The 15,639-nt window shown below is 67.3% G+C and carries 7 protein-coding genes; 6 read left to right on the top strand and 1 reads right to left on the bottom strand.

What is annotated here, in order from left to right:
• The first annotated feature begins 113 nt into the window (after positions 1 to 113).
• The 4 genes from GFD21_RS09825 to GFD21_RS09840 all read left to right on the top strand — a co-directional run bounded on the left by GFD21_RS09825 (position 114) and on the right by GFD21_RS09840 (position 11,913).
• Positions 114 to 8,396, top strand: coding sequence for an LPXTG cell wall anchor domain-containing protein (locus GFD21_RS09825; RefSeq protein WP_225431782.1), 8,283 nt, complete (start codon positions 114 to 116; stop codon positions 8,394 to 8,396).
• A gap of 100 nt (positions 8,397 to 8,496) precedes the next feature.
• Positions 8,497 to 10,116 (top strand): SpaH/EbpB family LPXTG-anchored major pilin, encoded by a 1,620-nt coding sequence (locus GFD21_RS09830; RefSeq protein ID WP_163197792.1) that lies wholly within the window; start codon positions 8,497 to 8,499, stop codon positions 10,114 to 10,116.
• 92 nt (positions 10,117 to 10,208) lie between these two features.
• Positions 10,209 to 11,135 (top strand): class C sortase, encoded by a 927-nt coding sequence (locus tag GFD21_RS09835; RefSeq protein WP_163197793.1) that lies wholly within the window; start codon positions 10,209 to 10,211, stop codon positions 11,133 to 11,135.
• Positions 11,119 to 11,913, top strand: coding sequence for an isopeptide-forming domain-containing protein (locus GFD21_RS09840; protein ID WP_163197794.1), 795 nt, complete (start codon positions 11,119 to 11,121; stop codon positions 11,911 to 11,913). The genes GFD21_RS09835 and GFD21_RS09840 overlap by 17 nt, the downstream gene beginning before the upstream one ends.
• A 25-nt stretch (positions 11,914 to 11,938) precedes the next feature.
• On the opposite strand, the gene GFD21_RS09845 is transcribed toward GFD21_RS09840, so the two are convergent.
• Positions 11,939 to 12,724, bottom strand: a complete 786-nt coding sequence (locus GFD21_RS09845) for a nitroreductase family protein (RefSeq protein ID WP_163197795.1) — start codon at positions 12,722 to 12,724, stop codon at positions 11,939 to 11,941.
• Positions 12,725 to 12,973: 249 nt separating this feature from the next.
• Here GFD21_RS09845 and GFD21_RS09850 point away from each other — a divergent pair, with 249 nt between their 5' ends.
• Entirely contained in the window at positions 12,974 to 13,963 is a 990-nt protein-coding gene (locus GFD21_RS09850) for a zinc ribbon domain-containing protein (protein ID WP_163197796.1), read from the top strand.
• Between the two features lie 408 nt (positions 13,964 to 14,371).
• Positions 14,372 to 15,136 carry a polyphosphate--glucose phosphotransferase gene (gene ppgK, locus GFD21_RS09855; protein ID WP_163197797.1) on the top strand — a complete coding sequence of 255 codons (765 nt, stop codon included), beginning with the start codon at positions 14,372 to 14,374 and terminating at the stop codon, positions 15,134 to 15,136.
• Positions 15,137 to 15,639 lie beyond the last annotated feature (503 nt).

The raw sequence follows: 15,639 nt of genomic DNA on the forward strand, positions 1-15,639 counted from the left end.
CTAGGGGGGGGGGGTAAACCCTTTGCTCAGCAGCAACGACGTTGCGACATCAAGAGATAGGAAACAGAGACCGCCGAAAGGGAGGTGTCCGGAAGTTGCGTGGTTCGGATGTCATGAATCATGTCCGCCGGGTCGTGCGCCACGTGCGCTCGGCCGCGACGCGGCGTCGCGTCGTGGCCGTGGCGCTCGCCGCCGCCATGCCGCTCACGTGCTCGGCATCCGCCGCCGGCACGCGTGTATCCGTGGACACGTCCGGTTTCTCCGAGGCGCCGGTCACGGTCATCTCCGACGGCAAGGTCGTCACCGACCCCACCGTGGTCGCCGCGGCGGCCTCCTCGTACGGGAGTTCCGGCGGAAACGCGGTGACGGTGGCCGACACGGGTTCCACGGGCAACGAAGGCACCAACGGTAATAGCAACACGAACGGCAACGCCAATGGCGGCGATGCAAACGCACACGGTGATGTGAGCGGTAACAACAATACCAAGGACAACAACGCGGGCGACGGCTCCACCGGTGATGCCGGCGACGGCGCAGGCAACGGTTCCGACGGTTCCTCCGACGGCACGGGATCCTCGGACGGTGCCGACGGTACCGACGGTGCGAACGGGCAGAACTCTTCCGCACAGGGCGATGAGCGGAACAATGATCAGGACGCGGCCGCGCAGGACGACGCCGCGCAGCCCCAGGCCGCGACGAGCGCGCTCGGCGGCCGCGACTACGAGGGCCAGGTCACCAAGACCATCAACGGCAAGACGTTCATCCTCATCGGCAACGAGCAGCAGCTGCGCGCCATCGGCTCGGACAAGAAGGTCGTCGGCCGCATCGTCAAGGTCACGCAGACCTGCACGCATCTTGGCCTCGCCCAATACGGCTGGAAGGACAACGAAGGTTCCGAGTCCGTCGAATACGCCGGCGACGCCGACCTCGCGGCGGACGGCACGTTGCGTGAGGAAGCGGGCAACGACCATGACGGCGCGCTGACCTGCCTGACCGGCATCAACGAGGGCAAGACCCGCACCAAGTACTACGCGCTCGACGACGCCGGCAACCACACCGACGTCGACAAGGCCGTCACGACCTACACGAACGACGCGAACTACATCATCTTCCGCGACATCGACCTGAGCTCCGCCAACTGGACCCCGCTCATGTTCTCCGGCACTATGCTCGGCGCCGTGAGCGCCGACACCGCCACCGCCGGCACCCTGTGGAGCACGCTTGGCACCGACGGCGCCAGCGTCAACGGCGGGGTCGCCAAGCCGGTCATCTCCAACGTCACCGTGAGGCAGACCGGCAAGATCAACCACCAGAAGCAGTCCGGCGTCGGCTTCTTCGCCACCGTGAGCAGCCCGACGGGCATCGCGGCCGACGGCAGCAAGCTCACCAGCGCGGGCGCGACCACCGTCGACAACCTGCGCCTCGAACACGTCGACGTCTCCAACACGGCGACCGAGACCGAGGACACGGCCACCCTGGTCGGCGTGCTGTTCAAGGTTCTCAGCGGCCTTCTCAGCGGTATCGGCGGCATCGTCGACTGGGCGACGCATCTCCTCCCCGGCGTCAACACGAACCTCAAAGGACTGCTTACGGACCTGCTCACCCTGCGCGCCAAGGACCCGACCCTGTTCGCCACCGGCGCGTTCGCCGGCCGCGTGGACGGCCAGGTGCGCATCAGCGACTGCGAGGTCGCCGACGCGAAGGTCTCCAACGTGAAGGGCATGACCGGCGGCTTCGTCGGCTATTCCACCGGCGAGACCGAATACGACCTCCTGTCCGACGCGCTCGGCGGGATTGTGGACGTGCTCGGCAAGGTGCTCAACTCCATCCCCGGCCTGGGCGTGGGCGACCTCGTCACCTGGCTGCTCAACGGCAACCTGCTCACGGTGAGCGAGCTCATCCCCATCGGCTACCACAACCCGGTCATCTCGAACTCCTCCGTCGACGGTTTCTCCAAGGGCACCGTCATCGGCAACGACGACTCCTCCTACGCGGGCGGCTTCGTCGGCGCGCAGATCGGCACCATCATCGAGAACTCCTCCGTCACCAGCGCCAACGCGTTCACCGTGAAGGCGAAGGACTACGCGGGCGGCTTCGCCGGCGTGACCCGCAACGGCGACGTGGGCGGCCTCGTCAAGTCGCTCGGCATCGACCTGCTGTCCGCGCTGCGCCCGCAGAGCCTCATCGAGGGCAGCACGCTCAACGCCACCGGCGGCGTCACCGTCACCGCGGAACACTACGCGGGCGGCTTCGCCGGCGCCATGGCCAACGCCTACGCCGTCAACGACGCCATGACCGGCTCCGCAGACGTCACCGCCACCACCAGCGGCAAGGAGAACGACACCGCGGGCTACGCCGGCGGCTTCACCGGCTACGCCTCCGTCGGCTGGGGCCTCGAGATCGGCACCGACGACGCCACGGACACGTCCCTGGTGAAGAACCTTGTCACGCTGATCACCAACCTCACCAGCGACGCCGAAGGCGGCATGCTGCTGTCCGTCGCCGGCGTGAACCCCTCCGCCATCCTCGGCGCGGACATGCGCGCCTCCATCACCGTCACCTCGAAGGGCGACTACGCGGGCGGCATCGCCGGCGCCGGATCCGGCACCATGATCGCCGACTCCAGCGAGGCGAACCTCAACACCCTCTCGTACTGGAAGTACGACACGACGCTCCACCCGCGCCGCGCCTACCCGGCCTCCCGCAGCACCACGCTCGACGGCCTCGCCAAGGTGAACGCCGCGGGCTCCTACGCGGGCGGCATCGCCGGCACCCTGCAGCCGGTCATGGTCGCCGGCCTGCTCAACAGCGTCCTGACCGTGGGCGACACCAGCATCCTGAAGAAGGTCAATGAGTTCGCCTCCTTCCTCGTCCAGAACGTCACCCTCACCGGTGGCAAGGACGGCCTTGCCGTCACCGCCGGGACCAACTACGCCGGCGGCGCCATCGGCTGCGCCACGGGCGGCGACGTCACCGGCGTCGCGCTCACCAACCTCGGCAAGGTCTCCGCCAAGGCCGAAGCCGGCGGCTTCATCGGCTTCTCCGGACCGGGCAAGGCCGTCGGCGCCTCCAGCCTCGACGTGCTCGGCCTCATCAAACTGTCCGGACTGCTGTCCGTCGCCGAATACTCCTCCGTCGACGTGCGCACCGCATCCGTCACCGGCGTCGACGCGGGCTTCACCGTGGCCGCCACGGGCGTGAGCGAAGGCAGCGACCCCGGCACCTACCCGGCCGGCGGCTTCTACGGCCAGGCCAACTCCACCGACACGGCCGACGCCCACGTGACGGGCCTCAAGTCCGTCACCGCGGAATCCTCCAAGACCGGCGGCATGGCCGGCGGTTTCGTCGGATACTCCACCGTCGGCGGCCTCGCCGAGGCGTTGAACGGCTCCGGCGGATCCAACGTCATCAGCATCCTCAAGGTCGACAACCTGCTCGGCGCCGTGCCCTACCTCATCCCGCACTACATCTACACCGACGTGAAGTACGTCGACGGCGGCTTCGTCGAAGCCGACAAGGCCGGCGGCTTCGCGGGCACGTTCCAGAGCGGCCGCGTCAACAGCCTCACCGACAAGGAGCAGGAGGACGCCGCGCTCGTCGGCTTCGTCGACCAGGCGAAGGCCGACCCGTTCGCCGTCGTCAACATCGACCATGTGACCGGCGGCGCCTACGCCGGTGGCTTCGCCGGGCAGGTCGTCTCCGGCGCGCTCGCCTCCGCGGGCGAGGGCGGCCTGAGCGTGCTCGGCAAACTCAACGGCGTGAGCGTGGCCAACATCCTCTCCCTCGCCCAGGCGTACGTGCCGTTCGTCGTCTACGCGGGCGTGCATTCCGACGCGACCACCGTCACCGGCACGGCCGACGGCAACGCCGACTACGGCCTGCTCGTCACCGCGCGCCGCCTCGACTCCGGCGACGCCGAATCCGGTTCCGCCGGCGGCTTCGCCGGCTACGTCTCCGCCGCGCAGATCTCCAGCTCGTCGGTCACCCAGCTGCGCCGCACCGACGTCAAGGCGCCCTCGGACCTCGAGACCACGGACACGACGCAGATCGCGAACACCTATCTCAACGACCAGGCCAGCAAGTACGCGGTGGACGGCGCCCGCTACGCGGGCGGCTACATCGGCAAGATCGACATCGGCTCCACCGCGGCCGTGGCCGACAGCATCAGCCTGTTGGGCGGCGCCATCGACCTGAGCGACCTGCTCAGCGCGCTCGACGTCATCGTCTCCACCGTGGAACGGTCCGACGTGACCGGCGGCATCGGCGGCTACTCGGTGCGCGCCAGCGACACCTCCGACAAGGACAACCCGCTCGGCATGGCCGGCGGCTTCGTCGGCGACATCGAAGGCGGCCACATCCAGCAGTCCGACGCGCACGAGTTCGTGTACATCATCGGCCAGATCTCGGCCGGCGGCTACGTGGGCACCATGCAGCCCGGCGCCGTGGCGAACGTGCTCAAGGACGCGGACGTGGTCAAGAGGATCGCCAACGTCGACAATCTCCTGTCCCTCGTGCAGGACTTCGTGCCCACCATCCGCAACTCGTCCACCGATGCGGCCATCTGCGGCGGCGCCGTGCGCGCCCAGGCGACCTCCGGCGAGAAGACGCGCCGCGGCATGGCCGGCGGCTACGTGGGTCACAACCGCGGCGGCCACATCTGGGGCATGGACACGCGCGACTGGTCCAGCATCCGCGGCAAGGACGTGGACAAGCCCACGCCCGAAACCGCATACGCGTCCCGCATCCGCAGCGTGTACGGCCAGGAGATCGCCGGCGGCTACACCGGCTTCATGGAGGCCGCGGACACCGCCGACGGCGGGTCCATCAGCCTGCTGTCCGGACTGGTCGAGGTCAACGACGTGCTCGGCGCGCTCGAGCTCGTCTACCCGACCGAGGAGCACACCAAGGTCGACGGCCCGCTGCGCAACGCGAGCATCGACCAGTGGGACGCGTGGGTGAACAACACCGGCAAGTACGGCGCCTACGGCAAGGAGTTCGACGAGGTCCTCCAAAACAGGAAGAGCGACATCGACACGCAGGAGAAGCTCGACGCCTACCTCGCCGGCTACGTGTACGGCTTCAACGTGGTCGCGGGCCGTGACGGGTACAAGGCCGACGCCCACCTGCGCGACTCCGGCGTGGCCGGCGGCCACGTGGGCATCATGCGCACCGGCACCATCACCGACGGCCAGTCGTGGGACGTGCGGACCGTCTCCGCCATGCGTTCGGCCGGCGGCTACGCGGGCACCATGGAATCCGGTTCGGCCGCCCGCTTCGGCAGCGTGAGCCTGCTCGGCCTCGGCGTCGACCTGGGCTCGCTCGTCACCACGCCGCAGGTGTTCGTGCCCGTCATCAAATCCTCCTCCGTGACCGGCTACCGCAAGGGCATGAAGGTCGAGGCCACCGGCGTGAACATCACCAACGGCACCGGCAACGCCGGCGGCTACGTCGGCATGGCCGTGGGCGGCCAGATCTGGGGCGACCGAGACTCCAACGGCAACGCATTGGACGCCGAGAAGAACCCTGACGCCATCGCGGCCGGCGCGGACGTGGACAACCTGCGCAAGGTGAGCGGCCACAACAACGTGGGAGGCTACGTCGGCATCGCCACCTCCGGCGCCACCGCCGGCGTGGACACGAACGACACCACCGACGGCATCCTCGGCGACCTCATCGGCGGCCTCGTGGGCGACCATTCCGGCACGGCCGCCAACCCGGCGGGCCTCATCAGCGTGCTGCAGGCCACGGTCACGACCATCCGCGGCGCGCACGTGAGCGCCGACAGCAGCGAATGGGGCTACACCGTGGAGGGCGGCGCCTACCAGGCGACCGACGGCACCACCGCCTACGCGCTCAACGCCGGCGGCTTCGCCGGCTCCCTGCAGGCCGCCATCCTCGGCGACCGCGACTCCGCCAAGGGCACCGGCACCGGCGTGGACACCGCGAAGAACGACCCGTCCGAGGTGACCGTCACCGGTCTGCGCGGCGTGGAGGGCGGCCAGTACGCGGGCGGCTTCGTCGGCCTCGCCGACATCTCCTCCGTCGCCTCCGTGGGCGGCGGCGAGATGGGCGACAACGACAAGCAGCAGGTCACCGACCTCCTGTTCAAGCTCCTCAAGGTCGGCAACGTGGGCGTGCTCGAAGCGTTCCGCACGTTCATCTACGACGGCCGCGTGGACGGCGTCGCCGACGGCATCCAGGTCAAGGCGCGCACCGCCACCAGGAAGGGCATGCTCGACTCGACCCGCTTCACCGGTTCGGCCGGCGGCTTCGCGGGCGGCGTCATCAACGGCTCCGTCAAGCAGTCCAAGGTCACGAACCTCAACAGCGTGGAGGGCGTCAACAACGCGGGCGGCTTCGTCGGCCACCTCGGCAAATCCGGCACCGTCTCCGCCGACAAGACGCAGATCGGCGACGACCTGTTCAACGTGCTCGGCCTGACCGCGGGCGTGCTCGAGATCTGGGGCTCCCACGTGGACGGCTCCTCCGTCACCGGCATCACCGCCGGCTACACGGTCGACGCCACGCACGGCACCTCCGACTACGGCAAGGGCACCGAAACGGCCACCGGCCGCGAGGTCGCGGGAGGCTTCGCGGGACTCGCGGACCTCGCACGCGTCAAGGACTGCACGGCGGACGCGCTCAAGAAGGTCACCAGCGGCGAGATCGCCGGCGGCTTCGTGGGCGAGACCAAGCGCGCCTACCTGGTCGACGTGGAGGCGAACTCCCTGCTGGTCGGGGTGCTGCTCGAAGTGGTCGACGCGCTCGTCAAGCTCCTGTACGTCGACAAGGCGCAGGGCCTGGGCGTCATCAACCTCGGCAAGTGGTTCCCGAACATCGGCAAGGTCTTCGACCTCAAGGTGCTCGCCGACGGCGACGTGCTGTACGTGAACCTGTTCGGCCTCAAGATCGGCGTCTCCCTCGCCCAGCCCGACCAGGACAATTCGAGCAGATCCGACGTGGCGAGGGTCACCATCGGCGATTCGGTCATCGAACTGCCGTGCAGCAAGGACGGCATCGACAAGAACGCCGCGAAGAAGAACCTCAGCATCCAACTCATCAAGGGCAACCGCACGCGCGTCGAGGCGTCCACCGCCACCGGCATCACCGACGGCTACGACGTGTTCGGCGGCGGCGCCACCCAGGACTCCGACGGCACGGAAGGCCTCGCCACCGGCTACGCGGGCGGCTTCGCCGGACTCAACGACGAAGGCGTGCTCGCCAAGGACGCCATGGTCCGTGCGGACGTGGTCCGCGGCACCAGCGGCCTGGTGGACCCGTTCTCGTACACGCTGCTCAAGACGGCATGGAGCTTCAACAGCATGAGCGACATCGTCGGCCCCGTCCAGGAGAAGGGCGCGGACGGCAGGAACGAGAACCGGTACAACACGTACCGCGTGTACCGCTCCGCCGACGGGAATCGCACCGAGGCGAAGACCAAGGACGGCGACCGCATCGCCGTCGGCGTGGCCGACGCCGACACCGGACTCGACGCCTACACGGTGGAACTGTTCAAGACGGTCAACACGTACGACGGCGACCACGCCAACAGCCAGGCCGCCGGCGACGACAAGACCAAGTGGGTCGGCATCAAGGGCGCCGTGCGCTCCGGCGTCGGCGTGGCCGACGAACAGCTCAAGGCGTACGACACGGCCGCCAAGGCGGTGCTCATGCTCGACAAGGCGGTGTCCGGCAACAACGGCGGCGTCACGCCCGAACCGGACGACGGCCAGGACCCGTGCGGCAAGAACGGCTGCAAGACCGTGGACCTCACCCTGCAGAAGGTGTGGCGCAACGGCCAGCTGGAACGCCCGGACACGATCACCCTCCAGGTGACCGCCACCTACACGGACGCCAACGGCGAGCAGCAGACCGTCAAGGAGCTCGAATGCTTCAAGGACGACTGCACCACCGAGAAGCGCGACAACCCGTTCACGGTGACCATGACCGCCAAGAACGACGGCTCCGCGTGGAGCGACACCTGGCGCACGAAGCTCACCGGCCTGCCGGTCGCCTTCGTGGACAAGGGCTCCGGCCCGAACGGCGAGGACGTGACGCGCTACTACACGTACACCGTCAAGGAACTCAACATGACCTTCGCCGACGGCGGCGCCGACGGCAAGGCCGTGACGAAGACCCCGGCCGAAGCCGGCTACTCGGTGTCCGTCAAGTACGGCAAGGACAAGGACGGCAAGTACGTGGCCACGGTCACGAACTTCTCGCCCCTGCCCGAAACCGGCGGCAACGGCACGCTGATGTTCGTCATGTTCGGTGTGCTCATGCTTGCGCTCGGCACCGCATGGTACCTGCGCGTGAACCGTATGGAACCGGCCACGGCCGGGGGAGTGGGCACCGCCCTGCCGTTCGGCGGCAGACGCGGTCGCCACACCAGATAACCAGATTTCCCGCCGCCCCCAGCGGCGGCGGGCCAGCCAATGTAACCATCATCGGCTCCGGAACGACCGGAACCGGTAAGGAACAGAGAAAGGAACAGTGATGAACTCACTGATCAAGAAGGTAGCGGCCGGCGTCCTCGCCGCCGCCACCATGCTCGGCATCGCCGGCCTCGGCGCCAGCACCGCCAATGCGGACGGCGCCGCCAACACCACCGGCACGCTGACCGTCACCAGCACGAACGCCGCCTTCGAAGGCAAGTCCGTGAACGCCTACCAGATGTTCAAGGGCGAGCCGTCCGCCGACGGCCAGAACGCCACCTACACGCTGGTGAACAACTGGGATGCGTTCTTCAAAGCCAAGGCGACCGAGTTCGGTCTTGATGTGACCGATGCCAACGTCTCCGAGAAGGCCTACGAGTACGTGTACAGCCTGAAGGACAAGAACGGGGGCAAGGACCTGGCCGAGTTCGCCACCAAGGCGTCCAACTGGGCCAAGGACGGCACGCACAACATCGCCACGGCAGTGACTCCGGCTCCGAAGGCGGAAGCCTCCAACGGCAAGTATGTCGCCACCTTCACCAACCTCCCGCTCGGCTACTACGTGGTGAGCCCGGAGGCCGGCTCCACCTCCAGCAGCCGCCACACCGATGCGATGCTCGTCAACGTCACATCCACCTCGAAGCCCACGAACATCGACCTGAAGTCCGAATACCCGACCGTCGACAAGACCATCGACTCCGACAAGAAGGGCGACAGCGCCCAGATCGGCAGCACGGTGAACTTCCAGCTCAAGTCCAAGGTCCCGGACACCAGCGAATACGATAATTACACCTTCAAGATCGTCGATACCCTGTCCCAGGGTCTTGACTACAACAATGACGTCAAGGTCACGGTCGGTACCGGTGACGATGCCACCGAACTTGGCACCGGCGATTTCACTCCGACCTACAACAATCGAACCCTCACCATCGACCTGTCCACTTACGTCAAGACCGACAACGACACCAAGGCTGGCAAGGCCATCCTCGTCAAGTACTCCGCGACCCTGAACAAGGATGCGTTCGTCGGCACCCCCTCCGGTGATGACAAGGGCAACTTCAACTCCGCCAAGGTCCAGTACAGCAACGGCCCGAGCGAGGAGAACATCGGCGAGTCCACTCCGTCCGAGACCCACAGCTACACCTTCAACTTCAACCTGAAGAAGTTCTACAAGAACGACCAGAACGAGGACAAGGCCCTCGAAGGTGCGAAGTTCCAGCTGCTGAGCTCCGACAAGACCACGGCGATCTCCCTCGTCGCGAAGAGCGATAATGTGTATCGTCCGGCTGCGACCAGTGACGCTGATGCCGATAAGGTGACCGAGGTCGAGACCCCGGCCAGCGGCAACATCGAGTTCACCGGCCTCAAGGAGGGCACGTACTATCTGCAGGAGACCTTCGCCCCGAATGGCTTCAACAAGCTCTCCGATCCCGTTGAGGTCAAGATCGTCGCCGACATCGACCAGACCACCGGCGCTCTGAAAGGCTGGACGGTCAACGGCTCCGCTCCGAGTGAGACCGTGAAGATTCCGGTCGTCAGCATCGAGAACAAGAAGGGCGCGCTCCTCCCCAACACCGGCGGCATGGGCACCGTGCTGTTCACCGTGTTCGGCGTGGCCATCGTGGCCCTCGGCGCGGCCTGGTACGTCAAGTCCAACCGCAAGTCCCGCCACGCGGCCTGAGACCGCCGTTGACCCCCGGTTCCCCTGACCCGTGTCAAGGGAACCGGGGCACCGGCCTTCCCTGACCGGGGAAGGCCCCACCAAGGAGATCCATGGGAAAGAAGCTGCGCGGCCTCGCGCCGTTGCTCGTCATCGTGATAGGACTGCTCGTGCTGTTCTACCCGACGATCAGCAACTTCCTCGTCATGAAGAACGCCTCCCGCGTCGTGAGCAACTACGACGCGGCGGTCGAAGCGCTCTCCGACGAGGAATACCGCAACATGCTCGAGGCCGCGCACGCCTACAACGCCAAGCTCGCCCAGGAAAGCTCCGGCAATACCAGCGCCCTCACCGGCGCGGTGAACACCGAGGCCACCGACGCCGAGTACATGAAGCTCCTCAACCTCGCCGGCGACGGCATGATGGGCTACATCACCGTGCCCCGCCTCAAGGAGACCATGCCGATCTACCACGGCACCGCCGAAAAGGTGCTGCAGGTCGGCATCGGCCACCTCGAACGCACATCGCTGCCTGTCGGCGGCGCGAGCACGCACGCGGCCCTCTCCGGGCATCGGGGACTCCCGACCGCCAAACTGTTCACCGACCTGAACCTGATGAAAAAGGGCGACCGCTTCTACATCAGGATCCTCAAGGACACCTACGCCTACCAGGTCGACCGCATCACCACGGTGCTGCCGACCGACACCAAGGAACTCGCCATCGACCCGGGCAAGGACCAGGTCACGCTCATCACGTGCACGCCGTACGCGGTCAACACGCACCGCCTGCTCGTGCGGGCCCACCGAATCCCCTACACGCCCGCCATGGACGAGGACTCCAAACCCACGTTCCACGTCGACATCCCCCTGCAGTACCTGCTGCCCAGCCTGGGCCTGATCGCCCTGCTCGTCGGATGGCGCGTGGCCCAGCACCGACGCCGGCGCCGAAACGCGCCGCCGACCGCCACGACTTCGTCACACACCGGCGCACGCCGCACGACCAAGAGGAAAGGACCGGCCAGACATGGCAGACATGCATAACCACGCCCAGCGCGGAGCGATCGGCATGCCCCGCACGCTGGCGGGACCGCTTCTCGCCGCATGCCTCGCGATCGCCGTCCTGTTCGCCGCCGTCACCGGGCTCGCCACCGCGCCCGCGACCGCGCGGGCCGCCGCCGTCACCGGATCGCTCACCATCGACGCACAATGGGACCGCGGGCAGGACGATGCCGTGCCGCTCGCCGGCGACACCTACTCGATCGTGCGCGTCGCCTCCGCCGACCTCGACGACAACGGCACCATCACCGCGTTCCACACGCTCGACGCGTTCTCCCGCTTCGACGCCGACTGGGCCAAGCTCACCTCGTCCCAGCTCAACGCGGCCGCCAAACGCATGGACGCCCACGCGGCCGAACACCGCCTCTACGCCACGACCGGCGTGACCGACGCGAACGGGCGCACCACGTTCACGCGCCTCGCCGTCGGCATCTACCTCGTCGCACGCACACACGTCGCCTCCGCGAACACGAAATACACGTGCGACCCGTTCCTCGTCTCCGTCCCCGACGGCAACGACCTGACCGGCGGCGCGCCTGCCCTGAACGTCACCGTCGAACCCAAGTTCGGCGACAACGGCACCGTCACCCCGCCCGAACCGGGCGAACACGACAAGCCGGCCAACCCAGGCAACACCGCCATGACCGGCGCCGACATCGCCGGCATCGGCGCGCTCACCGTCGCCGTCGGCGTCGCGGGACTCGTCTTCGCCGCCATCCGCCGCCGCGCCCGGTCGTACGAATCCGACGCGACCGACGACTGAGCGTCGAAGGCGCGCGCCCGGCGGGCTACTTGTGCAGGAACAGGCCGCCGTCGCCCCACGCCCACTGGCCCTGGCCGGCGCCGATCTGGAAGTGCAGCTTCGCGATGCCCAGATCGTTGAGCGCCCAATGCTCGTCGCCCGCCGAGGGGTCGATGTGCGCGGCGGCCGTGTCGTCGTCGGCGTTATAGGTGAACGTGACCGGCTGTCGGTTCATCGCGCTCGGCGCCTTCATCGCCGCCTCGACGCCCGCCCTGAACCACGCCGGCGCCGCGTCGCGCGCCTCGTCGGACATGCCGGCCGTGAACTGTTCGAACGACTTCGTGGGGCGGTGCGTGCGCTGGAACTCGGCGAGCTCCTCGTACGATTTCGCCATGCGCTCCACATGATGCTCCGGATGTCCGATCACCACGGCCAGATACAGCTCCTCGCCGTTGCGGATATGGCAGTGCCTCGCCGCCTCCGCACGGTCCCAGCTGCCCGCCACCCACAGGGTGCCCAGGCCCCTGAGGGTCGCGGCGAGCACGGCGCGCTCCGCGTAGAAGCCGGCGCGCTCCTTCGCTTCCGCATCGTCCTTCGGACCGACGACGGCCAGATAGTTCGCCGCGTTCCTGAGATGCCCGGAGGCGTTCGCCTCCGCGAACACCTGGGGGCGGTCGCGCACCAACTGCAGGTGCAGGTCGCCGAGCAGGTTGAGCGGGGCGAGGGTCATGTCGAGCTGGCGGGCCGTGTCGTCGTCGATCGGCTCGTCGTCGTAGGAACGGATGGCGGTGCGGATGTTCACCGCATCGATCAATTGCGTATGTTCAGCCATGCCCACCATTATGGCACCGGCGGGTGGCGATGTTCGGGCGGTGCCCGCGGCGAAGTCGGGCGGCTGACGGGCGGCCGACGGGTGACCGCGGGTGCGACGGGGGTGTATCACGGGGCAACAATACGGGCGACGGGGGCTTTTCATGGACGGAAATCGGTCGGAAAGCGACGACGGTGACTAGAATGATGCCTGTTGGGTAAGTGCCGCGCATCCGAAGCGATGGCGTGTGCCTATCTCGAAGGAGAAGAAATGAAGAAGTGCAATCATTGCGGTACCGAGAACCCCGAGGGGGCGCGTTTCTGCCGCGGATGCGGCCAGCCGATGACCGACGCGGCCGCTCAGCCCGCCGCCGCTGCCCCGGCCGCCCCGGCTCCGGCGCCGGTTCCCGCTCCCGCCGCCCCGGCCCCCGCGCCGGCGGCCCCGCAGTACGCCGCCCCGGCCGCTCAGCCCGCCGCCCCCGCCCCGGGTGCGCCGCAGCAGCCGCATTTCACCTACCAGCAGCCCGCGCCGGCCGCGCCGGGCGCCCCCGTTCCGGGCCAGCCCGCCCCGGCCCCGGCCGCGCCGAGCGCGCAGAGCGAGGCCAGCAAGGCGTTCTTCGGATGGCTGCTTGAGTCGTTCAAGACCCCGTCGCGCAAGTTCGCCAACGTGCAGGCCTGGTGGCCCATCATCCCGCTCGTGTTCAACGGCCTGCTCATGGCCCTCACCGTCTACATGTGGCAGAGCAAGGCGCTCAGCGCCGCCACCAGCGTCGGCAACGGCATCCTCGGCGAGCTGGGCTCCCTCACCGGCACCTCCGCGCCGCAGGTCAGCGCCAGCGTGCCGATCGGCGAGCTCTTCAAGGGCTGGATCACCTACTCCGCGCTCATCTACATCGTGGTGCTCATCAGCCTGCTCGGCCGCAAGCTCATGGGCGACCCGATCTCGTTCGCCGCGCTGCACACCGAACTCGCCCAGAAGTTCATGCCGATGGTCGCCCTGTACCTCGTGGCGTTCCTGTTTGCGCTCATCGGCTCCGGCATGATCGTGCTCTCCGTGCTCCTGTTCATGATGGGCATCCTGTACATCCTCGCCGCCCCGGGCGCGATCATCGCGCAGGGCACCGCCACCCGCAAGCTCGACAAGACCTGGCTGTGGATCTTCGGCGTGCTCATCGGCGGCCTGATCCTGCTCGTGTTCTTCCTCATCCTCGGCATCTCCGGCGCGGCCTCCGCCGTGTCGTCGTTCAAGTCGATGTTCTGATCCGTCGTCGCCCGCCGCGGCCTCGTCCGATGTTTCGGACGCGCCCGGCGGGCTCCGGTTCCTTGCGAGGGTCGGTCCGGTGTCTGTTCCACCGGGCCGGCCCTCGTGCGTTCCCGTCCGTTGCGTACGTTTGCGGGCCGTGCCGTTCCTCTCCTCCGTGGCTGTTCCGGTTTCATATCGTCGCGTTCCCGTACGTTCCGCGGGTCATGCCCCCGTTGTCCGTCGTCCCGTTCCCGAGCCTTCCGTTATCGCCTTGTCGATCGTCGTGCGGCCCTTGCGTCGGGGAGGACGTGCGTGCAAACGTGTGCACGACATGTGGGCGGAAACCCGCGGTTTGGGATGCGGCGGCGTTACGATACAGATGTTGGTAGGGAACCAATTCCATGCATACGTAAGGAGAGATCGACGATGATTGAAACCGCACAGGCCTTCGGCATTGACATCGGCGGCTCCGGCATCAAGGCCGCGCCCGTCAACCTCGAGAAGGGCGAGTTCGCCGAGCCGCGCCTCAAGATCCTCACCCCCGAGGTCTCCACCCCGGACGCCGTCGCCAAGATCGTGCGCCAGCAGCTCGACCACTTCGAGGTGCCCGAATCCGCCCCGGTCGGCATCGCCTTCCCGGCCCCCATCAAGCCCGGCAAGCCGCTCGACTTCATGGCCAACCTGGACCAGTCCTGGGTGGGCGTGGACGTCACCGCCGTGTTCTCCGAGGCCGCGGGCCGACCCGTCACCGTCGTCAACGACGCCGACGCCGCCGGCCTGGCCGAACAGCAGTTCGGCGCCGCCAAGGGCAAGGAGGGCCTCGTCATCGCCACCACGCTCGGCACCGGCATCGGCACCGCGCTCATCATCGACGGCGTGCTCGTGCCCAACACCGAGCTTGGCCACCTCATCCTCAACGACAAGCACCCGGACGCCGAGAAGTACGCGGCCAGCTCCATCCGCGAGCAGGAGGAGCTCGGCTACAAGAAGTGGGCCAAGCGTCTCACCAAGTACTACGGCCTGCTGGAGAAGTACTTCAACCCGGACCTGTTCGTCGTCGGCGGCGGCGTGAGCCGCAAGGCGGACAAGTTCCTGCCGTTCATCGAGGTCAAGACCCCGATCGTGCCCGCCACGCTGCGCAACGAGGCCGGCATCGTCGGCGCCGCCTACTACGCCAGCACCAAGCAGTGAGCGTATCGCGGTAGATTCACCCTCCCGCATCAGAGCTCCCCTTCCATGGTTTTTTCATGGCAGGGGAGCTTTTTCGCATGTGGCGTTACCGGTGCATCGTGTGTCGGCCGCCGTCGTGCATGTCCGTTCCTGCTGTATTGGGGCGAGGAATTTGGATGCGACGATGATCGCCTTCGGGGATATGGTGCCATTCGATGTCTGTATTTCGGATGCATCGGGCGGCTTCAATGCCTTCCGGGTACGCTGAGTTGTGACGGCAGGCGTTTGGAGCCTGTTTGCGACACGCCGAGGGAGCCTTGTGTTTGCAAGGGTTTCCTCTGGTTTTTCGTGCCCCGGTTTGTGTTTTGGTGGTGGGGCGTGTATGTTTTTCATCTGTTGCCGCTCGGCGCGGCGGGCCGGTTCCCTCTCTTGTGGTGGTTGGTTCGCGTGTTGGTGTGGTGGTGGTTTGAGAACTCAAGAGTGTGTTTGTACTACTTCTTTATAGTCAATGATTGCCAGTTCAT

Origin of the sequence: Bifidobacterium platyrrhinorum (genome assembly GCF_010667645.1) — a bacterium.
Classification (GTDB): domain Bacteria; phylum Actinomycetota; class Actinomycetes; order Actinomycetales; family Bifidobacteriaceae; genus Bifidobacterium; species Bifidobacterium platyrrhinorum.

Excerpts from the sequence above, each read along its gene's own strand:
- GFD21_RS09845 (WP_163197795.1), bottom strand. The coding sequence starts at position 12,724 with ATGGCTGAACATACGCAATTGATCGATGCGGTGAACATCCGCACCGCC.
- GFD21_RS09835 (WP_163197793.1), top strand. The coding sequence starts at position 10,209 with ATGGGAAAGAAGCTGCGCGGCCTCGCGCCGTTGCTCGTCATCGTGATA.
- ppgK (WP_163197797.1), top strand. The coding sequence starts at position 14,372 with ATGATTGAAACCGCACAGGCCTTCGGCATTGACATCGGCGGCTCCGGC.
- GFD21_RS09850 (WP_163197796.1), top strand. The coding sequence starts at position 12,974 with ATGAAGAAGTGCAATCATTGCGGTACCGAGAACCCCGAGGGGGCGCGT.
- GFD21_RS09840 (WP_163197794.1), top strand. The coding sequence starts at position 11,119 with ATGGCAGACATGCATAACCACGCCCAGCGCGGAGCGATCGGCATGCCC.
- GFD21_RS09825 (WP_225431782.1), top strand. The coding sequence starts at position 114 with ATGAATCATGTCCGCCGGGTCGTGCGCCACGTGCGCTCGGCCGCGACG.
- GFD21_RS09830 (WP_163197792.1), top strand. The coding sequence starts at position 8,497 with ATGAACTCACTGATCAAGAAGGTAGCGGCCGGCGTCCTCGCCGCCGCC.